Below are 26111 nucleotides of genomic sequence, written 5' to 3'. Positions count from 1 at the left end.
GGCGGTTTCCCCGTCGGCTCCCGCCGGTCCGCCGAGGGGCTGCTGAAGATCGCGAGGGTCCCGATGGGTGCCATTATCTGACCCGAAGCCCAAATCGGCGCTCCAAGCTTCAATTTTTCCCCAAATTTATGACGGACCCGAAGAATCGGACAGGTAATTGCCCGGTCGCATACCGCTACCGAAACCGCCCCGTGGGCCGCTGATACGGGAATCCTGCGAAATGTCCACAGCGGCGAGCTGAGAATTCGGTATGCATTCCGTCAAGGGATTCCACTATTCAGGCAACGGCTCTTTGCAGGGCCGTGAATGCTCCCTACTCTGAGGCAAATTTTCAGCCAGTCCTGTCTTGAAAGGCCTCCTATGGCAAGCGTTGACGAGATCGCTCCCGAGAGGGCACGGGCCTCCGGCTCCCTCCGGAGGGACGTGGGACTGATCGGCCTGATGTGGGCGTCGGTCGGCTCCATCATCGGGTCCGGGTGGCTCTACGGGGCGCAGAAGGCCGTGGTGGTGGCGGGACCGGCCGCGCTGATCTCCTGGATCATCGGCGCGGTCGCGGTGGTGCTGCTGGCGCTGGTGCACGCCGAGCTCGGTGGCCTGTTCCCGGTGGCCGGCGGTACGGCGCGTTATCCGCACTACGCCTTCGGTGGCCTGGCCGGAATGTCCTTCGGCTGGTTCTCCTGGCTCCAGGCGGCGACGGTCGCCCCGATCGAGGTCGAGGCCATGATCGGTTACGCCGGTCACTGGTCGTGGGCGCAGGGCTTCCAGCACGCCAATGGGACCCTCACGACGAGCGGTTTCATCGTCGCGGTCGTCCTGATGGCGATCTTCGTCGCGGTGAACTTCCTCGGTGTGAAGGTGCTGGCGCACACGAACAGCGCGGCGACCTGGTGGAAGATCGCCGTACCCCTCGGGGCGATCTTCGTCATCGCGGCGACCAACTTCCACCCGCACAACTTCACCTCGCAGGGCTTCGCCCCCTTCGGTGCCAAGGGCGTGCTCAGCGCCATCAGCACCAGCGGCATCATCTTCGCGCTGCTCGGCTTCGAGCAGGCCATCCAGCTCGCCGGGGAGAGCCGCAACCCCAAGCGCGACCTGCCGCGCGCCACGATCGGCTCGGTCGTGATCGGCGCGGTGATCTACGTCCTTCTCCAGGTGGTCTACATAGGCGCGCTGCCGCTGGCCTCCTTCGCGCACGGGTGGGCCAAGCTGGACTACGCGGGCATCAGCGGCCCGTGGGCGGGCCTGGCCACCGTGGTGGGCCTGGGCTGGCTGGGCTGGGTCCTCTACGCGGACGCGATCATCTCCCCCGGTGGCACCGGCCTGATCTACACCACCTCCACCTCGCGCATCTCCTACGGCCTCAGCAAGAACGGCTACGCGCCCCGGCTGTTCGAGAAGACCGACGGCCGCGGTGTGCCGTGGTTCGGCCTGATCATCTCGTTCGTGACCGGCGTGATCTGCTTCCTGCCCTTCCCGAGCTGGCAGGAGCTGGTCTCCTTCATCACCTCGGCGAGCGTGCTGATGTACGCGGGCGCGCCGCTGGCGTTCGGCGTCTTCCGCAACCGGCTGCCGCACCACGAGCGCCCGTACCGCCTGCCCGGCGGCGGTGTGATCTCGCCGGTGTCCTTCGTCGTCGCCAGCCTGATCATTTACTGGGCCGGCTGGGAAACCCTCCAGCGGCTCGGCTGGGCGATCATCATCGGGTATGTGCTGCTCGGCAGCTACGCCTGGTACGCGACGAAGAAGTGCCTGCCGAACGCTCCGCGACTGGACTGGAAGGCCGCGCAGTGGCTGCCGGTGTACCTGGTGGGCATGGGCCTGATCGCCTGGCAGGGCGGCTTCGGCGGCCAGGGGCACCTTCCGCTGTGGTGGGACATGGTGGTCATCACGGCGTTCTCGCTGGGCATCTACTACTGGGCCCGCGCCACCGCCGTCTCGTCCGAGGCGATCGAACAGAACATCGAGGAGGTCGCGGTCGTGGACGAGGGCGGACACTGACCACCCCGTGACCTGACGCCCCGCGAGCCGGGGGTCCGGCCGCTCAACCGGCCCGACCCCCGGCTTTTCGCTGCCGTACGGCCCCTGCCGACGCGCACGACCGCTCCGCCGGCACCTGCCCGCGACCGCCGCCGACGCGCCCCGCAACGGCTTCCGCACTGCTGACCTCGAAGGTGGATTCCGGGGGAGGCCCCGCTACGGCAGGTCGAGCGCCGCGCGCACCGCGGTGTTCAGGTCGGCGCCCCGGAGGTCGAGGTGCAGGGCCGAGTCCAGGACGTAGCGCGGTTGCGCCTGCCAGCCCCGGGTGTGCAGACGGGTCTGATGGCGGGCCGTCCGGCGGTGCAGAGCGCACAGGAAGTGCAGGCCCGTCACGTCCATGAACGGCACGTGCTGCATGTCCAGGACCACTCCGGCCAGTCTTGCGGGCAGCGAGGCGAGGACGCGGTCACATGCGGGCTCGCAGGCGCGGTCGATCTCACCGCGGGCCATGAGCAGCACGGTGTCGTCCAGATACTGGGTACTGATGGTGAAAGGAATCATGCCCTCAAGGAGTTGGGGTGGCAGTCTCCAGCAGCCGCAACACTGCGGGCACACGGCAGGCGCCGCGTGCGGTCCGGCGGTTGCGGGCCGCCACGGCAGGAGCTGCCGGGGATCACATCCCGCTTCTCGGAGCACCGGGTGAGCAAGGCTCACGAGCCGAACCAGGCTGTTCCGTCACCTCACTGTCCCACATCGCGCCGCTCGTTCGGAACCTGTGACACCACGGCCGTCGAGGCCGCACCGCTGCGTTGCCCGGGGTTCGGAAGCTCAACTCGGTTGCTATGCGGGCGACTTGACCGCACAGCGGCACTGCGGTGACAACGCGGCGGCGGAGTACGGCAATTCCCGGCGTGCCCGTGCCCCGGGGTGTCACCGACGGGGGCCGTCCGGCCGGCGTGCGGGCAAGCCGCCGCTTCAGGTGTGCGGGGTCGCCGCCTCCCGTGAGGGGTCCCGCACCACCCCGCAGCCGAGAGCGGCAGGCCCTGCCGGGGCATATTCCGCGCTGACTTCACCAACTGCTTGCCCACCGGCAACAAATACGCCATCTCTTTCCGGGTAAGCGGCCCCGAAGCGGTTACCGCCGCGTTCGCATCGGCCGCAAGGCATGGAATCCAGCCAATTAACCGGACGTCGAAAGCAAGCCACCGGGCGAGCGGCTGCGTTGGCCGGTCAACAACCATGGAGGCCGGCCGCGATGCCCGATGAGCGCGGTGAATACGGGCCTGGCCTGCCCGGCTCCGCCGCGGGCGCTGCGGTGGTGAACGCCTTCCGGCGCGCCGCCGGCGGCTTCGGTCCTGGCCCGGATCTGCTCTTGAGGCTTGCTCTCCCCGCAGTGGTTTGCCAAGGTCTGGCACTTGCCGCAGGGCGGTGGTGGCATCATCCTGCGGCGGGGAAGGGCGACCCCCTTGGAGTGCCCTGTCGCTCTCCGGGAAACGCTCAATACCCACTTCCCCGCACTCAGATCGAACGGACAGTCGAAAATTGTTTGCCTCACGAGCAACAGGGGCCCCTTGCGGCCTACTGGCGTGCAGAGGTGAATGGGTATAGAAATCACTCTCAGTCAAACCGCAGGGGGTTGCTATTGTATGACTGGGAGTGAAGACTGTCGGTCAAGCTGGACTGGCGTGAAAGCGCCCGGGGGCGCGGAGCGTTGACAACATCAAACTGTACCCGCCGGTAGTGTTTTGCGTTTCTCTCGTTCTTTTTCGGGCGCCGTTGGCTCGTGTGCGGATCGCCCACCTTTACGTGTGCGGGGATGCCTGGCACGTGTCATGTGTGGGGGTTTTCAGTGGGGGATGTGTGGTAACGAGATGGTCAACGGCAGCTTCGCTGCCGTGTGTCCGGGCGAGGGCGAAGGGCCGGATAGGGGTATCGCGGTCTGATGCGTCGAGCCGTGAGGCGGCCCCGGCGCCAAGTTCTCGATTTCCTGCGTCCAGGGGTGGGAGGGGGCTCGGCATGTGGAATGGCACGTCCGGCTCTGTCCGGGAGTTGCCGTCGGTCTGTGCGCGGGGGCGTACCGGCCGGCCGTCGAGGCTGCTTTTCTGCTGCTGTCGCCGTTGAGCGCACCCGCAGTGGTATGCAGGCGCCGCAGAAGCCGGCCGCCCGGCGGGTGAGGGCGGTGCTGCCGCGCTACGCGCCGTACACGTAATGCGGATTCACGGGCCTGCGCAGGCAATGTGGCACGAGGTCGGCGCGGCGTCGTTATCGGCATGCCTTTAACCGGTGTTCATGTTCGCGTATTCCTATGGGCGTTCATGTCGTCGGGAGATCCGGATGCCCTTTTCGGGATGCGGTGATGTCATGGTGGAAGCCGTGTGCCGAAGCTGGCTTTGCCAATTCTTGCACAGGAAGTACAAAATTAATCCGAAGGCAATCAAAGTCGTGAAAGGGCTGTGATAGTAAGCCTGTTGCGTCATGCGGCGCTCCGTCTTTTCGAGGGGTGTGGCCGCCGACCAGTCCAGCGCATAACCGCCGGGGAGGAACGGACCCTCCCGGACCCGCACTTCAGGGAGAACCGGTGACCAGCAACGAACTGAAAGAGGCACCTTTCGTCTTCGACGATCTGGTCGGCCGGTGGAGCAGCTTGGGCGAGACCGATCCCGTGCGCCATGACGAGGGGCAGAACGTCAGGCAGGTGCTGGATCACCGGAGCGTGGCCGCGGTCCTCGCCGACCCGGCGACGTTCTCCTCGGACTTCTCCGGACTGACGCCCACCCAGCCGGACTTCGAGACCTTCCGCCAGGGCAACTTCGTCGGCATGGACCCGCCCGAGCACCGCAAGCTGCGTGCCCTCGTCAGCCAGGCGTTCACCCCGCGCGTCGTCGCCGGACTCGAACCGAGGATCCACGCCATCACGGCGGAACTGCTCGATGCCGTCGGGGACCGCGACCGGTTCGACGTGGTGGACGCGCTGGCCTACCCGCTGCCCATTCTCGTGATAGCCGAGCTGCTCGGTGTGCCGGCCACCGACCGCGGGCTGTTCCAGGAGTGGGCGGCCACACTCTTCGGCGGGGACGAGATCGGCGAATCGCTGGACATGAGCGACATCGAGCGCGCACTGGACTCCATCGCCCCCACCGTGCGCGAGATGAACGGCTACATCCTCGAGCACATCCGCCACCACCGGAAGCACCCCGGTGAGGGGCTGACCAGCAGGCTGCTGCAGGCCGAAGTGGACGGGGTACGCCTGGCGGACCAGGAGATCGTCGGCTTTGTGGCCCTGTTGCTGGTCGCCGGGCACATCACCACCACCGCCCTCCTGGGCAACGCCGTGCTCAGCTTCGACGCGTACCCCGAGGCCGCCGCGCAGGTGCGCGCCGAACCCGGCCGGCTGCCGGACGCCATCGAGGAGGTGCTGCGCTGGCTGCCGCCCTTCCCCGAACTGGGACGCCGTACCACCCGTGAGGTCGAGCTCGGCGGCAGGACCCTCCCCGCAGACGCCATCCTGATGGCCAACCTGGCCACCGCCAACCGCGACCCGGCCCGGTTCACCGATCCCGACACCTTTCATGTGATGCGCAACCCCAACCCGCATCTGACCTTCGGCCACGGCATTCACTTCTGCTTCGGCGCACCCCTGGCCAGGCTGGAGGCACGCATCGCGCTCCGGCAACTGCTGGACCGCTTCTCCTGCCTCACCATCCCGAGCCGCCGTGAGGTCGAGTTCCAGAACCCGGCCGTCATCGTCAGTGCGCGTCGTCTGCCGGTGGAGGTGCGGAGGGCATAGCGCCGTTCGCAGTGAAGTGAAGAGCGTGTCCGGCGCCAACGGCCGGGCGCACGCGAGGAGATCGGTTGCCGAGTTCCCTCGGCAATCAGGCCCAGGGGCTGGTCCGTCCGCGCCGTGAGGTTGCCGTCACGGCAGGCAGGCGCGCCCTTCCCCCATGAGTTCGAGTTCGGGAGTTCCTTTCTCATGCCGCAAGCTTCGAGTGCTCAGATCGCGAGCCGGCAGCCGACCCACATACGTCGCCTCTTACAAGAGCGCCTGGACACGCTCGCGCGTGCCCACCAGGTGCCGGGAGCCCAACTCGCCGTACAGGTCGACTCGGTGACGTACACCGTCCAGACGGGCGAGGCGGACAACGCCACCGGCGAGATGTTCACCGCGGACACGGCGGTGCCGCTGGGCTCCGTCACCAAGCCCTACACGGCCGCGGTCGTCCAGCTCCTGGCGGACGACGGTGACCTCGCGCTGACGGATCTCGTCGGCACGCATGTGCCGGAGCTGCGGCGGGCGCCCCACCTCACCGTACGGCAGTTGCTCAGCCACACCGGCGGGCTCCCGACCGGGCCCGACTCGGACGACGCGGCGGCGCTGACCCCCGCCCGTTACCTGTCCGCGCACTGTGCCGGCCGGGACACGGTGTGCGCGCCCGGCAGCGGCTTCTCCTACTCCAACGCCGGGTATGTCGCCGCCGGCCGGCTGATCGAAGCGGTGACCGGCATGACCTGGAGCGATGCCGTGCGGGCGCTGCTCCTGGAGCCCCTGGGCACCGTTCCCGCCTTCCTCGGCGACCGCAAGACGACACGTCCGGTGGCCGTCGGCCACTCCGTGAACACGACCTCGGGCCGTGTGCTTCCGGTGCAGCAGAACCTGGCACCGGTGGAGGCCCCGGCGGGTGCCCTGCTGGCGAGCGCGCTCGACCTGGTGGCACTGGGCCGGGCCCTGATCGGACAGGGCCCCCGCACGGTGCTGACACCCGACGCCGCCGAGGAGATGCGCCGCCCCGTACCGGGCGCCGCCCCGGGGGTTCTGGCGGACGCGTGGGGCCTGGGCCTCGCGCTCTTCCAGCAGGGCGCCCAGCAGTGGTGCGGCCACGACGGCAACGCCCAGGGCACCTCCTGCCATCTGCGGGCCGAACCGGACAGCGGCACGGTGGTCGCCTTCACCAGCAACGCCAACAACGGCACCGCGCTGTGGCACGAACTCGCCGAAGACCTCGACCGGATCACCGGAGTGCAGGTCCCCTCGGCCGCGCGCCCGCCCGAGCGCGGCCGCGCCGTCGCCCTTCCCCAGTGCGCCGGGACCTACCACAACGGCACCGTCGAATACCGGGTCGCGGCGGACGCCGACGGCTCCCTGACGCTGACCGTGAACGGCGACACCCCCGCGCCGCTGGTCTGTTACCCGGATCTCACCTGTGACCTGGTGGATCCCGCGTCCGGCCGCCGCCATCCCGGCGGACGCTTCGTGCGCGACCCGGAGAGCGGCGCCATCGACCGCGTCCAGATCTCCGGCCGCACGGCCCGCCGTACCGTCACCGCCTGAAATCGGGCCTGCCGCGGACCGATCGGGTGCGACTCCCCGCTCTCTCGCACCCGGCTCGTCCGAACGCTCCGGCGCCCCGCCCGGGACCGCTCTTCCGGGCCACCCGATGTCCTGCCGCACTGCCCGTCCCCGCTGAGAAGGACCGACCTCCATGACGGACCAGCACGAAAGTTCAGCCCCGGAGTCCGCCTCGCCGCAGGACCGGGCCGTTCCCCCGGTCCCCGGGTCCGGCCCGGTCCGCCCGGGTCCCGGCGTCCCGCTCGGGGACCTGTTCGCCGCCTGGGCGGTCCGCACCCCGCACGCGCCCGCGGTGACGGACGGGCGACTGACCTGGTCCTACCGCGAGCTCGACCGGCTGGCCAACCGTCTCGCGCACGACCTCATCGGACGCGGGGTGGGGCCGGAGCGGACGGTGGCGGTGGTACTGCCGCGCTCGGTCGAACTCGTCATCGCGGAACTCGCCGTGGCCAAGGCCGGCGGTGCCTTCCTGCCCATCGACCCGGCCTACCCCGCCGAACGCCGCGCCCTGATGCTGTCCGACGCCCGGCCGGCCGCGGTCATCGACGACCTGGCACAGACCCGGCCCCCCACGGGCCCGGACCGTGCGCCGCAGGACGGCGACCGGCTCGCGCCGCTGTGCGCCGAGCACCCCGCCTACGTCATCTACACCTCGGGATCCACCGGCACTCCCAAAGGGGTGACGGTGCCCCACGCGGGACTGGGCCCCTTCGCCGCGGCGGCCGCCGAGCAGTACGACGTCACGCCGGGCGCCCGCGTCCTGCAGTTCTCCTCCCCGAGCTTCGACGCCTCCGTCCTGGAGCTCTGCATTTCCGTGCTGGCGGGGGCGACTCTCGTCGTACCGCCCGACGGGCCGTGGCTGGGCGAAGAGCTCGCGGCCGTCCTGGCGGACCACCGCATCACCCATGCGCTCATCCCGCCGGCCGCGCTCGCGACCGTGCCGGCCCCGGCGGACGACCACGGCCTGCCCGACCTGCGGACCCTGATCGTGGGAGCCGAAGCCTGCCCGGCCGAGCTGGCCGACCGCTGGGCGGCCGGGCGCCGGCTGATCAATTCCTACGGTCCCACCGAGGCCACGGTGGTCGCGTCCTGGACCGGGCCGCTGGCCGTGGGCGGCGGCACCCCGTCCATCGGCACACCGCTGCCGTACACCCGGGTCCATGTACTGGACGCGGCGATGCGGCCGGTGCCGGCGGGAGTGGGCGGAGAGCTGTACGTGGGCGGCACCGGGGTGGCACGCGGCTACCTCGGCCGCCCGGGGCTGACCGCCGCGCGCTTCGTCGCCGACCCGTACGGACCGCCCGGCAGCAGGCTCTACCGCACCGGGGACCTGGTGCGCCGGAACGATGACGGTGAACTGGAGTTCCTCGGGCGGGCCGATCGGCAGGTCAAGGTGCGCGGCTTCCGCATCGAACCCGGGGAGGTCGAGACGGCGCTGGCCCGGCACCCCCGGGTCGGTGAAGCCGTGGTCATCGTCCGCGAGGACGAGCCCGGGCGGCAGCGGCTCGTCGCCTACGTCACCCCGGTCGATCCCGTACGGGCCCCGCAGCCCGCGGAGTTGCGCGCCGTGGTCTCCCGCAGCCTGCCGGCCCATATGGTGCCCTCCGCCGTCGTCGTCCTCGACGCGTTCCCGCTGACCGCACACCACAAGATCGACCGGCGGGCGCTCCCCGCACCCGAACCGGCCCGCGCCCCGGAAGCGGGCCACATCGCCCCCCGGACACCCACCGAGCGGACCCTGGCCGGCATCTGGTCAAAGGTGCTGTCGGTGCGCACCATCGGCACCGGCGACGACTTCTTCGACCTCGGCGGCGACTCCGTCCTCGCAGTGCGGGTGCTGTCCCGGATCCGGGAAGAGCTCGGCGACCGGCTGTCCGTGCGTGACCTATTCACCGCCCGGACGATCGCCGCACTGGTGCCGCTCCTCGGCGACCCGGACACCACGGGCCCGGCGACGCCGATCACCCCGGTCCCGCGCGACCGTCCGCTGCCGCTGTCCGGCGCCCAGCAACGGCTGTGGTTCCTCGACGACCTGACGGCCGGCGACTCCGAGTACAACACCGGCGTCGGGGTGCGCCTGGGCGGTCCGCTGGACGCCGCCGCGCTGCGCCGCGCCCTGGACCGGCTCGCCGCCCGCCACGACTCCCTGCGCACCACCTTCACCACGGTGGACGGGCGCGGTGTGCAACGCGTCGACGGCACCGCCGCCCTGCCGTTGCGCACCGTCGACCTCGGCGCCCTCCCCGCGGACGGCCGGGACGCGGCGGCCGAGCGGCTGCTCGCCGAGGAGCTGGAGACCCCCTACGACCTGCGCGAGGGCCCCCTCACCCGGGCCCTGCTGGTCCGGCTCGCCGACGAGGAGCATCTGCTGCTCCTGGCCCAGCACCACATCGTCACCGACGGCTGGTCGGTCGGCGTACTGGTCCGTGAACTGGCCGCGCTCTACGCGGCCGAGGCGGACGGCAGCCCGGACGGCCTGGCAGAACCGGTCCTCCAGTACCCCGACTTCGCCGTGTGGGAGCGCGCCCACCCCGCCCCGGACCGGGACGCCGCCGACCTCGCGTACTGGAGGCGGCACCTCACCGGTCTGCCGCAGCTCGACCTGCCCACGGACCGGCCCAGGCCGCCGGTGCGCACCACGGCCGGCGCGGCACACCGCCACGACCTGCCGGCCGACCTGGCCGAACGCCTCGGCGCACTCGCCAGGGCCAAGGGCACGACCCTCTTCACCCTGTTCGCCGGGGCGGCCTCGGTGCTGTTCTCCCGCTACTCGGGCCAGCGCGACATCGTGTTCGGCACCGTCACCAACGGGCGCACCCACCGCGAACTGGAGGAGGTCACCGGCTTCTTCGTCAACACCCTGGTGCTGCGCAGCGATGTCGACCCCGCCGCCACCGTCGACCACTTCCTGGACAGCGTGCGGGCGACGCTGCTGGACGCCTTCAGCCACGACGGCGTCCCCTTCGACCGGGTCGTCGAGGAACTGGCCCCGCAGCGCGACCCCAGCCGCACCCCGCTGGTGCAGGTCCTGGTCGTCCAGCAGACCGCCATGGTGCACCCGCAGGAAGCCGGCGGCGTACGGATCGAGGAGCATCCGCTGCCGCGCCCGGCCGCACGGTTCGACCTGGTGCTGGAGTTCCTGCCGCGCGGCGACGGGTCCTTCGGGCTGACCGTCGAGTACAACACCGACCTGTGCGACGGCCGCACCGTGGCCCGGATGAGCCGTCAGCTGCACCTCCTGCTGGAGGGGATGGCGGACGGCCCGCAGCGGACCGTCGCCGAACTGCCGCTGCTCACCGACGACGAGCGGCGCACCATGCTCGATGCCTGGAACGCCCCGCAGCAGGAGGGCCCGGACACCACCCTGCCCGAGCTCCTGGAGGCGCAGACCCGTCGGACTCCCGGGCGGACCGCCGTGGTCTGCGGGGACACCCAGCTCACCTACGACGAGGTGAACCGGCGCGCCAACCGCCTGGCCCGGCTGCTGGTCCGCCGTGGGGCGGGACCCGAGACCCTGGTGGCGCTGGCCCTGCCGCGCTCGGCCGACCTGGTCCCCGTCCTGTGGGCGGTGCTCAAGGCGGGCGCCGGCTATCTGCCGGTGGACCCCGGCTATCCGGCCGAGCGCATCCGCTTCATGCTCACCGACGCCGCGCCGGCCCTCGTGCTGACCACCCGGGACACGGCCGGCGCGCTGCCCGACGGCGTCGAGCGGCTGCTCCTGGACGACCCGGACACCGCGGACGAGTGGGCCGGGCACACTGAGGACGACCTCACCGATGCCGAACGGGTCCGGCCTCTGGACCCCGGCCACCCCGCGTACGTCATCTACACGTCAGGATCGACGGGCCGTCCCAAAGGTGTCGTGGTCACGCATCGCAGCGTGGCGGACCTGGCGGCCTGGGCAGGAGCGCAGTTCGGCCCGGAGCGGCTGACGCATGTGGTGGCCTCCACCTCGCTCAACTTCGACGTCTCCGTCTTCGAACTGCTCTGCCCGCTGCTGTCCGGCGGCAGCATCGAAGTGGTGGCCGACCTCCCGGCCCTCGCCGACCGGCCGGGCACCGCACCGCGGCAGGCGGGTCTGCTCAGCGGGGTGCCGTCGGTGATCTCCCGGCTGCTCACCCGGGACACCTCCGCCGTCACGGCCGACACGGTGGTCCTGGCGGGCGAGGCGCTGCCCGCGCAGACCGTACGGGAGATCCGGGAGACGATGCCGTCCTCCCAGGTCGCCAACATCTACGGCCCGACCGAGGCCACGGTGTACGCCACGGCGTGGTTCGCCGACGACGACACCCCCGAGCAGGCCCCGCCCATCGGCCGGCCCGTCGCCCGGACCCGCTGCTACGTCCTGGACAGCATGCTGCGCCCACAACCCCCGGGCGTGACGGGCGAGTTGTACCTCGGGGGAAGGGGCCTGGCCCGGGGCTACCTCAGGCGCCCCGGCCTGACCGCCACCCGGTTCCTCGCCGACCCCTTCGCCGCCCCCGGTAGCCGGATGTACCGCACCGGCGACCTGGTGCGCTGGACCACCGACGGCGAGCTGGAGTATCTGGGCCGGGCCGACCAGCAGGTCAAGGTACGGGGCTTCCGTATCGAGCTGGGCGAGGTCGAGGAGGCGCTGCTGCGCTGTACGGGGGTGGCCCAGGCGGCCGCCGCCACCCGGGAGAGCGGCGGCCACAAGCGGCTGATCGGCTACGTCGTCCCGGCGCCCGGCGCGGAACTCGTCCCGAGCGCGATACGCCGGCTGCTCGGCCGCAGTGTGCCCGACTACATGGTGCCCGCCACGGTCGTCGTCCTGGACACGATGCCGCTCAACCCCAACGGCAAGCTGGACCGCGGCCGGCTGCCCGACCCGGACTGGACGACCGCCGGTACGGCGGACTACGCCGCGCCGCGCACCGCGACCGAACGGGCGCTCGCCACCGTGTGGGCCGAGGTCCTGCGCGTCGAGCGCGTCGGCGTCGACGACAACTTCTTCTCGCTGGGCGGCGATTCGATCCTCAGCATCCAGGTCGTCGCCCAGGCGCGGCAGGCCGGCCTGGCCGTCACCTCGCGCGACGTGTACCGGCACCAGACCGTCGCCGCCCTCGCCCAGTGCGTGGACGCCGCCGGGCAGCCGGCCCCGGGCCCGGACCCCGAGGCCAAGGCCACCGGACCGGCCCCGCTGACGCCCATCCAGCACTGGCTCTTCGAGACCGACCCCGGGCGGGCCGGACACTTCGCTCAGACGATGTCCGTCGAGCTCGCCGACGGCCTCGACGCCACGGCCCTGGAAGCCGCCCTGCGCGACGTGATCGCCCACCACGACGCCCTGCGCTCGCGCTTCGTGCGGGACACCGACGGCCGGTGGTGCCAGCACATCGACCGCGAGGCACCCGGGTTCACGCTGCAGCGCCACACCGGCCCCGACGACGACGCCCCGCACCACGGGCCGTTCGATCTGGCCCACGGCCCCCTGCTGCGCGCCGTGCTCCACGACCGGGGCACCACTCTGCCGCCCGTCCTGCACCTGGCCGTCCACCACCTGGTGGTCGACGGCGTCTCCTGGCGGCTGCTGCTGGAGGACCTGGACCGGGCCTACCGCGCCCGGCGCGCGGGAGCGGACGCCGCACTGCCGCCGAAGTCTTCCCCGCTGCGCCACTGGGCGAAGCGGCTGACCGGGCACGCCGAAACCGGCGGCTTCCAGGACGAGACGGCCTACTGGACGGCGCTCGCCCGCACCTGTGACCCGGCGCTGCCGGCCGACCTCGCCGGCGCCAACACCTATGCGTCGGCCCGCTCGGTGACCGTGCGCCTCACCCCGGCGGACACCTCCGCCGTGCTGCACACCCTGCCCGGGGCCTTCCGCACCCAGGTCAACGATGTGCTGCTGAGCGCGCTGGGCCGGGTGCTGCACGAGTGGACCGGACGCGACCGGGTCCCGGTCGACCTGGAGGGTCACGGCCGGGAGGAGCTGTTCCCCGATGTCGACCTGAGCCGTACCGTCGGCTGGTTCACCACCCGCTACCCGGTCGCCCTCACCGTGGCGCCGGACGCCGACCGGTGCACCGTGCTGAAGTCGGTCAAGGAGCAGCTGCGCGCCGTGCCGGGCCGCGGCCTCGGCTACGGCGTCCAGCGGCACCTGATCCGGCTGGAGGGCCTGCCCGCCACCCCGACCGCGGACATCAGCTTCAACTACCTCGGCCAGTTCGGCACACCGGGCGGTGACGGCAGCCTCTACCGCGGCCCGTACCGCGAACTGGCGCTGGACGCCGACCCCGCCGCGCCGCGCCCGCACGCCCTGGAGGTCGTCGGCCGGCTGGACGGCGACGCGCTGGAATTCACCTGGTTCTACTCGGCGAACCTCCACCACGAGGACACCGTCACCCGGCTCGCCGGACACTTCGCCCGGGCGCTGGGCGACATCGCCCGGGACGCCGCCCGGCCCGGCGCCGGCGGCCGCACCCCCTCCGACTTCCCGCTGGCCGCGCTCGACCAGCCCACCGTGGACCGGCTGGTGGGCGACGGCAGCACCGTCGAGGACATCCACCCGCTCACCCCCACCCAGGCCGGCATGCTCTTCCACCGGCTCTCCCAGGACGACCAGAGCGTCTACTTCCAGCAGCTCACCTTCGTCCTGGACGGCGTGCCCGACCCGCAGGCCCTCGCCGCGGCCTGGCAGCAGGTCACGGACCGCACCCCGGTGCTGCGCGGACGCGTCGTCTGGCAGGACGTGCCCGAACCGCTGCTGGTGGTGGAGCGCGGCGTCACCGTGCCGGTCACGCAGCTGGACTGGCGGGACCTGCCGGACGACGACCGACGGGCCGCCCTGCAGGAATTGCTCGACCGCGACCGGCGGCGCGGCATCGACCTCGACTCCGCCCCGCTGCTGCGCCTGGCCCTGGCCCGGCTCTCCGACACCGAGGTGCAGGTGGTGTGGTCCTTCCACCACCTGGTGCTCGACGGCTGGAGCCTGTTCCAGGTGCTGTCCGACGTCTTCCGGTGCCACGCCGCGCTGCGCGGCACCGCGGCAGCGGACGGCGCCACGCCCGTGGACGCGGGCCTGCCCGGCCGCCGCCCGTTCCGCGACTACGTGGCCTGGCTGCAGGGCCGCGACTGGGCGGAGGCCGAACGGCACTGGCAGACCCGGCTCGACGGCTGGAGCGAGCCCACCGCCCTGCCCTACGACCGCGAGCCCCGCGAGGCCCACCGCGCGGAGTCCACCGCGGCGGTACGGCTCGCCCTGCCCGCCGCCACCACCCGCCGCCTGGACGAGCTGGCCAAGAGCTCAGGCCTCACCATGAACACGCTGGTCCAGGGCGCCTGGGGGCTGCTGCTGGCCCGTCAGACGGGGCGCCGGGAGGTCGTCTTCGGTACCACCGTGTCCGGAAGGCCGCCGGAGCTGCCCGGCGTCGAGGCCATGAACGGCCTGTTCATCGCGACCGTACCGACCCGGCTGACGGTCCCCGCCGACGGCACCCTGACGGCCTGGCTGCGCCGGGTGCAGGAGCTCCAGACCGAGGACCGGCGCTTCGACTTCGTCCCGCTCGCCCGGCTGAAGGCGTTCTGCGACCTGCCCGAGCGGGCCCCGCTCTTCGACAGCATCGTGGTGTTCGAGAACTACCCGGTCGGCGGCGACCTCGCCGCCGCGCACGGGCTGCGGCTGACCGGTCTCGACGGCATCGAGACCACCAACTACCCGCTGAGCCTGGTCGCCTACCCGGGCCAGGAGCTTGCCCTGCGCCTCGGCTACGACCCGGAACTGTTCGACGCCGCCACCGTGGAGCGGATGGGGGAGTACCTCACCGTGCTGCTGGAGGGCCTGGCCGCGGACGACCGGCGCCCGCCCGCGCGGCTGCCGGTGCTCGGCGCGGCACACCGCCGCCAGGTCGTCGAGGAGTGGAACGCCACCACCGCCCCGCTGCCCGAGGGCACGGTCGCCGAGCTGTTCGCCGCCCAGGCCCGGCGCACCCCCGACGCCATGGCGCTGGACGCCGGGGACACCCGGCTCACCTACCGCGAACTCGACGCCCGCACCGATGCGTTGGCCCGTCGGCTGGCCGGGCTCGGGGTGCGTCCGGAGACCCCGGTCGGAGTCCTCATGGACCGGTCGGCCGCCCTGGTCATCGCCCAGCTGGCCCTCGTCAAGGCGGGCGGCGTGTACGTCCCGCTGGACGGGCGAGCGCCACGGGAGCGCCTGCGGCAGGCGCTGGCGGAGACCACGGCGGACCTGGTACTCACCGACGCCGCCTGGGAGGAGGCCGCCCGCGAGGCGGCACCCGGCGGGCGCACCCTGCTGGTGACGGACGAGGCCGCACCGGCCGGCGCCGCCGCCCCGGAGCAGGGCACACCCCTGCCCGCCCTCCACCCCGACAACGCCCTCTACCTGATGTTCACCTCCGGCTCCACCGGCCGCCCCAAGGGGGTCGCGGTGCGCCACCGGGACGTCGTGGCCCTCGCCTTCGACCGCGCCTTCGACGGACACGACCGGGTCCTGGTGCACTCCCCGCAGGCCTTCGACGCGGCCACCTACGAACTGTGGGTGCCCCTGCTGCGCGGCGGCCGGGCCGTCCTCGCCCCGCCGGCCGACGTGGACGCCACCACGGTGCGCCGGGCGATCCGTGAACAGGGCGTCACCTGCCTGTGGCTGACCGCCGGGCTGTTCCGCCTGCTGTCCCAGGAAGACCCCGCATGCCTGCGGGGCGCCCGCGAGGTGTGGACCGGCGGCGAGGCCGTGCCGGGCGCCGCCGTACGCCGCGTCCTGGACGCCTGCCCCGATCTGACCGTGGTCGACGGCTACGGCCCCACCGAGACCACCACCTTCGCGACCCGCCGGGCCTTCCGCGCCGGCGATCCGCTGCCCGCCGCCCTGCCCATCGGACGCCCGCTGGACAACACCCGCGTCTACGTCCTGGACGACGCGCTGCAGCCCCAGCCGCCGGGCATCCCGGGAGAGCTGTACGTCGCCGGCGCCGGGCTCGCCCGCGGCTACGCCGGCCGCCCCGGTGCGACCGCCGAACGCTATCTGGCCGACCCGTTCGGCCCGGCCGGGACCCGGATGTACCGCACCGGCGACATCGTGCGCTGGAGCGCCGACGGCGAACTCCACTTCGTGGGGCGCGCCGACGACCAGATCAAGATCCGCGGCTTCCGCGTCGAACCGGCCGAGATCGAGGCCGTGCTCACCCGCCACGCCGCCGTCGCCGAAGCGGTGGTGACCGTCCCCGAGGACGGCGGCCGCAAGCGCCTGGTCGCCTACCTCGTCCCCGCCCCGGAGGCGACGGTGCCGCAGGCGCCGGAGCTGCGCGCCCACCTCGCCGCCGAGCTGCCCGACTACATGGTCCCCGCCGCGTTCGTGACCCTGGACGCACTGCCCCTGACCGGCAACGGAAAGGTGGACCGGCGCCGGCTGCCCGCCCCCGACCGGTCGGCCGCCACCGCCGGCGAGCACCGCGCGCCGCGCACCGAGGCCGAGCGGATCCTCGCGGAGATCTGGTGCACCCTGCTGGGCCTCGACCGGGTGGGTGTCGAGGACAACTTCTTCATGCTGGGCGGCGATTCGATCCTGAGCATCCAGGTCGTCTCGCGCGCCCGCCGGGCGGGCCTGACCCTGACCCCGCGGGACCTGTTCCGTCACCCCACCATCGCCGCCCTGGCCGCCGCCACCGGCTCCGCCGCGCCCCTCAGCGGCACCGGCCCGGTGGCCGGGGACGTCGCCCTCACCCCGATCCAGCACTGGTTCCTCGACGCCCGGCCTCAGCAGCCGGGGTACTTCAACCAGTCCCTCGTCATCGAACTGGCCGAGGAGCCCGAACCGCGGGCGCTGCACCAGGCGCTGCACACCCTGTGGACCCACCACGACGCCCTGCGGTCCCGCTTCACGGAGCGGGCGGACGGCACCTGGCACCAGCACTGCCCGGCCCCGGAAGCCGACGCACCGCAGTTGCTGCGCGTACACGACCTGGCCGGCAAGGACGAGGAGGAGTGCGCCGCCGCGGTCGAGGCCGCCATGGCCGAGGCCCACGCCGGCTTCCGGCTGGACACCGGCCCCCTGCTCGCCGCCCGCCTGTTCACCGGCGCCCGGGACGTGCCGCCGCGGCTGTTCCTGACCGTCCACCACCTGGTGGTCGACGGTGTCTCCTGGCGGGTGCTGCTGGAAGACCTGGAGAGCACCTACCGGCAGGCCCGCAACGGTGACCCGGTGACACCGCCCGCCCGGACCACCTCCGTACAGGAGTGGTCCCGCCTGCTGCACGAGCACACCGAGGCCGGCGGCTTCGACGGCGAGCGAGCGCACTGGAGCGCGGTGGCCCCGCACTGCGCGGCCCCCCTGCCGGTCGACGCCGACGGCACCAACACCATCGCCGACCTGCGCTCGGTCACCGTCCGCCTGGACCGCGGGCGGACCGGCGACCTGCTGCAGAAGGTGCCCGGCGTCTACCGCACGCAGATCAACGACGTGCTGCTCACCGCGCTCGGCCGGGTGCTGGCCGACTGGACCGGCGAGCGCACCGTCGCCGTCGGCCTGGAGGGGCACGGCCGCGAGGACCACCTCTTCGAGGGCGTCGACCTCTCCCGTACGGTCGGCTGGTTCACCACCCTGTTCCCCGTCGCCCTGGACGTCCCGGGCGGCGACTGGGCCGCGGCGCTGAAGTCCGTCAAGGAACAGCTGCGCGCGGTCCCCGGCCGGGGGCTCGGCCACGGGGCGCTGCGGCACCTCGCCCAAGCCGCCGAACTCACCGGCGCCCCGCAGCCGCTGATCAGCTTCAACTACCTCGGCCAGTTCGACTGGTCCGCTGACGGCGGGCTGATCCGGGCGGTGCACGGCGGACTGGGCGGCGCCGACGCGCCCGGGTCCGTCCGGCCGCACCTGCTGGACGTGGTGGGCCGGGTCGAGGACCGGTGCCTCGAACTCACCTGGTACTACAGCGGCGAAGTGCACCACGAGGAGACGGTGTCCGCACTGGCCACCGGCATGCTCACGGCGCTGGAGGACATCGTCGCCCACTGCGCCGGCCCGGACGCCGGCGGCCGCACCCCCTCCGACTACCCGCTCGCCCGCCTCGACCAGGCGGCCGTGGACCGGGTCGCGGCGGACGGCCGCGCGGTGGAGGACATCTACCCGCTGACGCCCATGCAGGCGGGCATGCTGTTCCACAGCCTGATGGACCCCGACTCCCACACCTACTTCAACCAGGTCCAGCTGGTGCTCTCCGGCGTCACCGACCCGGCCGCGCTCGCCACGGCCTGGCAGCAGACGGCCGACGCCAACCCGATGCTGCGCACCCGCCTGGTGTGGGCGGAGACCGCCGAACCGCTCCAGGTCGTCCAGACGCGGGCCACCGTGCCCGTCACCCACCACGACTGGTCCGGGTGGACCCCCGAGGCGTCCGAGCAGGCGCTGACCGCCCTGCTCGCCGAGGACCGGGCGGCCGGTCTCGACCTCGCCGCCGCCCCGCTGATGCGGCTGGCCCTGATCAAGCTGTCCGACGACCGGGTCCGGCTGGTGTGGACGTTCCACCACATCCTGCTCGACGGCTGGAGCGCGGCCCAGGTCTTCGACGAGATCTGCGAACGGTACGCGGCGCTCACCGCGGGCCGCCGGCCCGAGGTCCCCTCCCGCCGGCCGTTCGGCAGCTATCTGGGCTGGCTGGCGGAGCAGGACGGCACCCAGGCCGAGCGGCACTGGCGCACCGCGCTGGCCGGCTTCACCTCACCGACCGAACTCCCGCGGGACCGGAGGCCCCTGGAGGCCCACCGCGCCTCGTCCTCGGGCTCGGTCCACGTCACCCTGGACGAGGCGGACTCCGCCCGTCTGCGGGAGACCGCGCAGCACGCCGGCCTCACCATGAACACCGTGCTGCAGGGCGCCTGGGGCCTGTTGCTGTCCCGCTACGGCAACAGCGACGACGTGGTCTTCGGCACCACCGTCTCCGGCCGGCCCGCCGCGCTGCCCGGGGTGGAGTCCATGGTCGGCCTGTTCATCAACACGCTCCCCACCCGGGTCCGGGTCGACGGGCGCCGCGGGCTGCTGGACTGGCTGCGCGATCTGCAGACCGCCCAGTCGGAGTCGCGCCGCCACGACTTCGTCTCCCTGGCCGAGCTCCAGTCCTGGAGCGAAGTCCCGCGCGGGACCGGCCTTTTCGACAGCATCGTGGTCTTCGAGAACTACCCCTTCGACAGCGGCGCCCTCGCCCGGCACGGCCTGGGCATCCAGCAGGAACGCGACCTGGAGCCGACCAACTACCCGCTCAGCGTGATCGTCGCCCCCGGTGAACGCCTCACCGTGGCCCTGGACTACGACCCGGCGGCCTTCGACGCGGCGACCGTCGAGCGGCTGGGCGCCTGCCTGCGGGTCCTGCTGACGGAGATGGCGGCCGACCCGGACCGCCGCCTGGGCGACCTGCCACTCCTCACCACGGACGAACGCGGGCGCATCCTGCGGGAGTTCGGTGGATCGGCCGTCGCACAGCCACGCCGCGTCCTGCCCCAGGTCTTCGAGGAGCAGGCGGACCGCACCCCGCACGCCACCGCCGTGCTGTCCGGCGACGACCGGCTCACCTACCGGGAGCTGAACGAGCGCGCCAACCGGCTGGCCCGGCTGCTGACCGCCTCGGGCGCGGGCCCCGAGCGGTTCGTCGCCCTCGCCCTGCCGCGCACGACCGACCTGATCGTGGCCCTGCTGGCCGTGCTCAAGAGCGGCGCCGGCTACCTGCCGGTCGACCCCAAGTACCCGTCCGAACGCGTCTCCTTCCTGTTCGACGACATCGGACCGGACATCGTGCTCACCACCGCCGCCCTGGCCGGCCGGCTGCCCGAGGGGCCCGCCACCCGGATCGCGCTCGACGACCCCGCGACCGCGGACCGGCTCGCCGGGCAGTCGGCCGCCGACCTCGGCGACGACGAGCGGACCGGCGCGCTGCTGCCCGCCCACCCCGCCTACGTCATCCACACCTCGGGCTCCACCGGCCTGCCCAAGGGCGTGGTGGCCACCCACGGGTCCGTTGTCGCCCTGGCCGACTGGGCGGCCGGCGAGTTCGGCGGCCGGGGCCTGTCCCACGTCGTGGCGTCCACCTCGCTTAACTTCGATGTGTCGGTCTTCGAGATCTTCAGCCCGCTGCTGTCCGGCGGCTGCGTCGAGATCGTGAGCGACCTGCTGGCCCTCGCCGAACGCTCGGCGCCCTGGACCGCGAGCCTGCTCAGCGCCGTCCCCTCCGCCCTCGGCCAGCTGCTCGCCGAGGACACCGTGCACGTCACGGCGGACACCGTGGTGCTGGCCGGCGAGGGGCTCGCGGCCCGTACCGTACGGGAGGTCCGCGCCGCCGTCCCCGGCTGCCGGGTCGCGAACATCTACGGCCCCACCGAGGCCACCGTCTACGCCACCGCCTGGTACTGCGACCCGGCCGATCCCGACCGCACGCCGCCGATCGGCAGCCCGGTCGCCGGCGCCCGCGCCTATGTCCTCGATCCGCACCTGCGGCCGGTCCCCGTCGGTGTGCCCGGCGAGCTCTACCTCGCCGGGACCGGTGTGGCGCGCGGCTACTTCGCGCGGCCCGGACTGACCGCCCGGCGCTTCCTGGCCGACCCGTTCGGCCCCGCGGGCGAGCGGATGTACCGCACCGGCGACCTCGTGCGCTGGGACGCCGACGGACAGCTGGAGTACCTGGGCCGGGGCGACGACCAGGTCAAGGTGCGCGGCTTCCGCATCGAACTCGGTGAGGTCGAGGCCGCGCTGGCCCGGCACCCCGAGGTGGCCGAAGCCGCCGCCCGGGTCGTCGAGACCGACGGCCACAAACGCTTGGTGGGGTACGTGGTCACCCGGGGTGCGGCGGACGCCGATCCCGCCGCGGTGCGTGCCTTCCTGGCCCGGAGCCTGCCCGACCACCTGGTCCCCGCGGTCGTCGTCCCCCTGGAGCGGCTGCCGCTGGGCGCCACCGGAAAACTCGACCGGCGTGCCCTGCCGGCGCCCGACTGGGCCGCCCCGGCCGCCGGTTACGTCCCGCCGCGCACGGAAACCGAGCGGACGCTCGCCGGCATCTGGGCCGAGGTGCTGGGCGTGGACCGGGTGGGCGCCGAGGACAACTACTTCGCGCTCGGCGGGGACTCGATCCTCAGCATCCAGATCGTCTCCGCGGCCCGCCGCGCCGGACTCGCGCTGACCCCGCGCCATCTGTTCGTCCACCAGACCGTCGCCGCCCTGGCCGCGGCCGCGGCGCAGCTGCCGGCCATCGCGTCCACCGCCGAACAGGGCCCGGTGGTGGGCGAGGTGCCCCTCACGCCCGTCCAGCACTGGCTGTTCGACAGCGTCCCGGACAGCCCCGGGCACTTCACCCAGTCGCTCGCCTTCCAACTGGCCGCCGAGGTCGACGAGGACGCGCTGCGGGCCGCCCTGGCCGCGGTGCTGGAGCACCACGACGCGCTGCGCACGGTGTACGAGCCCACCGGCGGCGGCCACTGGCGCCAGTACACCGCGGCGCCCGGTGCGGCCCCCGCCCTGGAGGTCCGCGACCTCGCCCGCCTGGAGCCGCAGGACCGCGCCGCGGAGCTGCGCGCGCTGACGGCCGGACTGTGCGCGGGCTTCGACCTCGCGGCCGGGCCGCTGCTGAAGACCGTGCTGTGCCACCTCGGTGACCAGGACCGCCCGGTCCTGCTGCTGGCGGCCCACCACCTGGTCGTCGACGCGGTGTCCTGGCGCATCATCCTGGAAGACCTCGACACCGCCTACGGCCGGGTGCGCGCCGGGGAACGGGCCGCGCTCGGCCCCAAGACCACCTCGTTCCGGGCCTGGGCGCAGCGGCTGCACGACCACACCACGGCCGGCGGGTTCGACGGCGAACTCGCCCACTGGAGCGCCGCGGACGGCCTGACGGAGCTGCCCACCGACCACACGGGCCGCAACTGTGCGGACTCCGAGGACACCGTGACCGTCCGCCTGGAGGCCGAGGAGACCCGCCGGCTGCTCCAGGACGTCCCGGAGGTCTACCGGACCCGGGTCAACGACGTCCTGCTGTGCGCCCTGGGCCGGGTACTCGCCCGCTGGACCGGGCACGACCGGGTACGGATCGGGCTGGAGGGCCACGGCCGCGAGGAGATCTTCGACGACATCGACCTCTCCCGCACCGTCGGCTGGTTCACCACCATGTTCCCGGTCGCGCTGGACCTCCCGCCGCACGCGGACCTCGCCACGGCGCTGAAGTCCGCCAAGGAGGGCCTGCGGGCGCTGCCCGGGCACGGCCTGGGACACGGTGCGCTGCGTCACCTGCGCACTCCGGAGGCCCCGGGGCTGCCGGCCGATCCGCAGATCGCCTTCAACTATCTCGGCCAGCAGGACTGGAGCGCGTCCGGCGGCGACGGCCTGCTGCACGCACCGTACGGCGCGCTGGAGGGCGACATGGACCGGGCGGCCGACCGGCCGCAGCTGATCGACATCGTCGGCATGGTGGCGGACAAGCGGCTGGAATTCACCTGGTCGTACTCGAAGAACCTGCACCTGCGCACCACCGTGGCCCGGCTGGCCGAGGAGATGGCCGCCGAGCTGCGGGAGATCGTGCGGCACTGCGCGGAGCCGGACGCCGGCGGGCGCACGCCCTCCGACTTCCCGCTGGTCCGCCTCGACCAGGAGAGCGTCGACCGGCTCGTCGGCGACGGCCGGGACGTCACGGACGTCTACCCGCTGACGCCCACCCAGACCGGCATGGTCTTCCACGGGCTCGACGAACCCGACCAGGGGCTCTACGTGGAACAGGCCACCTTCGTCCTGGACGGCGTCACCGACCCCCACCTGCTGGCCGCCGCCTGGCAGCAGGTCGTCGACCGCACCCCCGTGCTGCGCAGCGCGGTGGTGCTGCACGAGGTGCCTCTGCCCCTGCAGACCGTCCACCGCTCCGTCGCCCTGCCCGTCACCGAGCTCGACTGGAGCGCGCTGACGCCGGAGCGGCGCGATACCGAACTGGCACGGCTGCTCGCCGAGGACCGGGACCGCGGGCTCGCCCTCGACCGGCCGCCGCTGCTGCGGCTGACCCTCATCCGGCTCTCCCCGGCCGAGGTACGGGTGGTGTGGACCTTCCACCACGTCCTGCTCGACGGCTGGAGCGTCTTCCAGGTCCTCTCGGACGTCTTCTCCTGCCATGCGGCGCTGACCCGCGGCCAGGCCCCGGACCTGCCCGACCGCCGGCCGTTCGCGGACTACGCCGCCTGGCTCGCCGCCCACGACACCGCCCCCGCCGAAGACCACTGGCGCACGGCGCTGGCCGGCCTGACCGCACCCACCCCGCTGCCCTACGACCGCCGTCCGGCACCCGGCGCCGCCACCCGCGCCGGCACCTGGCTCTCCGAGCGGCTGGGCGAGCGGGAGAGCGCCGCGCTGCAGGACTTCGCCCGGCGCCACCACCTCACCCTCAACACCGTCGTCCAGGGGGTCTGGGGCCTGCTGCTGGCGCGCTGGAGCGGAGAGCGCGAGGTGTGCTTCGGTACGACGGTCTCCGGCCGGCCCGCCGACCTGCCCGGCGCGGACGCCATCACCGGTCTGTTCATCAACACCCTGCCGGTGCGGTGCGACGTGGACGGCGGCGCGGCCCCGGCCGACTGGCTGGGCGCTCTGCAGTCCGCCCAGGCCGACGCCCGCGGCTTCGACCACGTCCCGCTGTCCGACCTGCGGGGCTGGAGCGAACTGCCCGCGGGAGCACCGCTCTTCGACAGCCTGGTGGTCTTCGAGAACTACCCGATCAACGACACCGCGGCCACCGCACACGGCCTGAGCGTCCGCGACCTGCACGCCCTGGAGGCGACCAACTACCCGCTCACCGTGGTGATCTCGCCCGACACCCGCCTCAGCGTCGAACTCGGCTACGACCCGCGGTACTTCGAGGAGTCCACCGCCCGGTCCCTGGCCGCCCAGCTGGTGCACACCCTGGGTGCCCTGGCGGAACCCGGCGGCGCGACGACCGTGGACGGGATCGACATCCTGCCGCCGGACGAGCGCGAGCGGCTGACCGGGCGCGGTGCCCCGACGGCCGGTGACCCGGTGGCCGGTGACCCGGTCCCGGCCGCCACCCTCGCCGCGCTCGTCGAGGCGGCGGTCGACCGGTGGCCCGACGCCCAAGCGGTGACTGCACCCGAACTCTCACTCTCCTTCGCGCAGTTGGAGGCGCGGGCCAACCGCCTCGCGCACCACCTCCTCACCCTCGGGACCGGCCCCGGCGACCTCGTCGCCCTGGTCCTGCCGCGATCGGCCGACATGGTCGTCGCCCAGCTCGCCACCGCCAAGACGGGCGCCGCCTACCTGCCGGTGGACCCCGGGTACCCGGCCGAGCGGATCGCGGTGATGCTGCGCGACGCCGCACCCGCCGTCACCCTGGAGGCCGCCGAGGTCCACGACCTCCTGGCCGCCGGGGACGACACCGCACCGGCCCCCCGGCCCACCGACCGGGACCGCGTCCGCCCGCTCGACCTCGACGACCCGGCCTACGTGATCTACACCTCCGGCTCCACCGGCACCCCCAAGGGCGTCGTCGTCACCCACCGCGGCCTGGCCGCCTTCGCCGCCGCTGAGGCCGACCACTACCGAGTACGGCCGGGCGACCGGGTGCTGGCCTTCGCCACCCCCAGCTTCGACGCCTCCGTACTGGAGCTGTGCATGGCCCTGCCGGCCGGCGCCGCCCTCGTGGTGCCGCCGCCCGGACCGCTGCTCGGCGCGCAGCTGGCCGAGGTGCTGCGCGCGGAACGCATCACCCACACCCTGCTGCCGCCCGCCGCGCTCGCCACGGTGCCGCCCGCCACCGCGGGGGCCCTGCCGGACCTGCGCACCCTCATCGTCGGCGCGGACGCCTGCGGCGCCGACCTGGTCGCCCGCTGGGCCCCGCACCACCGGATGATCAACTCCTACGGGCCCACCGAGGCCACGGTCGTCGCCACCTGGTCGGGACCGCTGGTGCCCGACGGCGCCGCACCGCCCATCGGACACCCCCGCGCGGGCAGCCGCAGCTATGTGCTCGACGGGCGGCTGCGGCCGGTCGCCGACGGGGTCCCCGGCGAACTGTGGATCAGCGGAACCTCCCTGGCCCGCGGCTACCTCCACCGTCCCGGCCTGACCGCCACGCGGTTCCTCGCCGACCCGTACGGCGCGCCCGGCGAGCGGATGTATCGCACCGGCGACCTGGTCCGCCGCGACGCCCGCGGCGAGCTGCACTACCTCGGCCGCACCGACCACCAGATGAAGCTGCGCGGGCACCGGATCGAGGCAGGGGAGGTCGAGGCCGCCCTGGCGGCCCATCCCGCCGTCCGGGACGCGGTGGTGTCCGTACGGGAGGACGAGCCCGGGGCGCCGCGCCTGGTGGCCCACCTGCTCGCCGCACCGGACGCCGGGATCCCGGCGGGCGCGGAGCTGCGCACCTTCGCCGCCCGGACGCTGCCCGGCCACATGGTCCCCTCGGCCTTCGTCGTCCTGGAGCGCTTCCCGCTCACCGAGAACGGCAAGACCGACCGCGCGGCCCTGCCCGCACCCGGGCCCGACCCGCACGAGCCCGCCGCCCAGGTCGCCCCGCGCACCCCCACCGAGCAGTTCCTCGCGGACGTCTGGTCCGAGGCACTGGGGACGGCCGTGGGCGCCGAGGACGACTTCTTCGCCCTCGGCGGCGACTCGCTGCGCAGCCTGCTCATCGCCTCCCGGGTCAACGAGACCTTCGGCGTGGAGCTCACCCCCCGGGACGTGCTGACCGCCCGCACCGTCGCCGTCCTGGCGGACCTGGTGGAGGAACACGTCCTGCGCGAACTCGAAGACGCCGCACGCGGCACCAGCGACCACAACGAACGGTGA

Annotated in this window: 5 protein-coding genes; 4 read left to right on the top strand and 1 reads right to left on the bottom strand. The window is 73.1% G+C overall.

What is annotated here, in order from left to right; translation table 11 throughout:
- The first annotated feature begins 360 nt into the window (after positions 1-360).
- Positions 361-1998, top strand: a complete 1638-nt coding sequence (locus D9V36_RS04170; protein ID WP_164992873.1) for an APC family permease — start codon at positions 361-363, stop codon at positions 1996-1998.
- Positions 1999-2193: 195 nt separating this feature from the next.
- Here the strand turns inward: D9V36_RS04170 and D9V36_RS04165 are convergent, their stop codons facing one another.
- Complete coding sequence (locus D9V36_RS04165; RefSeq protein ID WP_129292554.1) at positions 2194-2538, bottom strand: STAS domain-containing protein; 345 nt, start codon at positions 2536-2538, stop codon at positions 2194-2196.
- Between the two features lie 2017 nt (positions 2539-4555).
- Between D9V36_RS04165 and D9V36_RS04160 the strand changes: the two genes are divergently transcribed.
- The 3 genes from D9V36_RS04160 (at position 4556) to D9V36_RS04150 (ending at position 26111) form a co-directional block, all read left to right on the top strand.
- On the top strand, positions 4556-5764 hold the full coding sequence (locus D9V36_RS04160) for a cytochrome P450 (RefSeq protein ID WP_129292553.1): 1209 nt from the start codon (positions 4556-4558) through the stop codon (positions 5762-5764).
- 183 nt (positions 5765-5947) lie between these two features.
- Entirely contained in the window at positions 5948-7303 is a 1356-nt protein-coding gene (locus D9V36_RS04155; RefSeq protein WP_129292552.1) for a serine hydrolase domain-containing protein, read from the top strand.
- A gap of 151 nt (positions 7304-7454) precedes the next feature.
- Positions 7455-26111 (top strand): non-ribosomal peptide synthetase, encoded by an 18657-nt coding sequence (locus D9V36_RS04150; protein WP_129292551.1) that lies wholly within the window; start codon positions 7455-7457, stop codon positions 26109-26111.

Origin of the sequence: Streptomyces lydicus (genome assembly GCF_004125265.1) — a bacterium.
Taxonomy (GTDB): Bacteria; Actinomycetota; Actinomycetes; order Streptomycetales; family Streptomycetaceae; genus Streptomyces; species Streptomyces lydicus_C.
This window is presented reverse-complemented; position numbering and strand designations above follow the sequence as displayed.

Bases quoted from the DNA above. Each gene is read 5' to 3' on its own strand.
- D9V36_RS04170 (WP_164992873.1), top strand. From the start codon at position 361: ATGGCAAGCGTTGACGAGATCGCTCCCGAGAGGGCACGGGCCTCCGGC.
- D9V36_RS04165 (WP_129292554.1), bottom strand. From the start codon at position 2,538: ATGATTCCTTTCACCATCAGTACCCAGTATCTGGACGACACCGTGCTG.
- D9V36_RS04155 (WP_129292552.1), top strand. From the start codon at position 5,948: ATGCCGCAAGCTTCGAGTGCTCAGATCGCGAGCCGGCAGCCGACCCAC.
- D9V36_RS04150 (WP_129292551.1), top strand. From the start codon at position 7,455: ATGACGGACCAGCACGAAAGTTCAGCCCCGGAGTCCGCCTCGCCGCAG.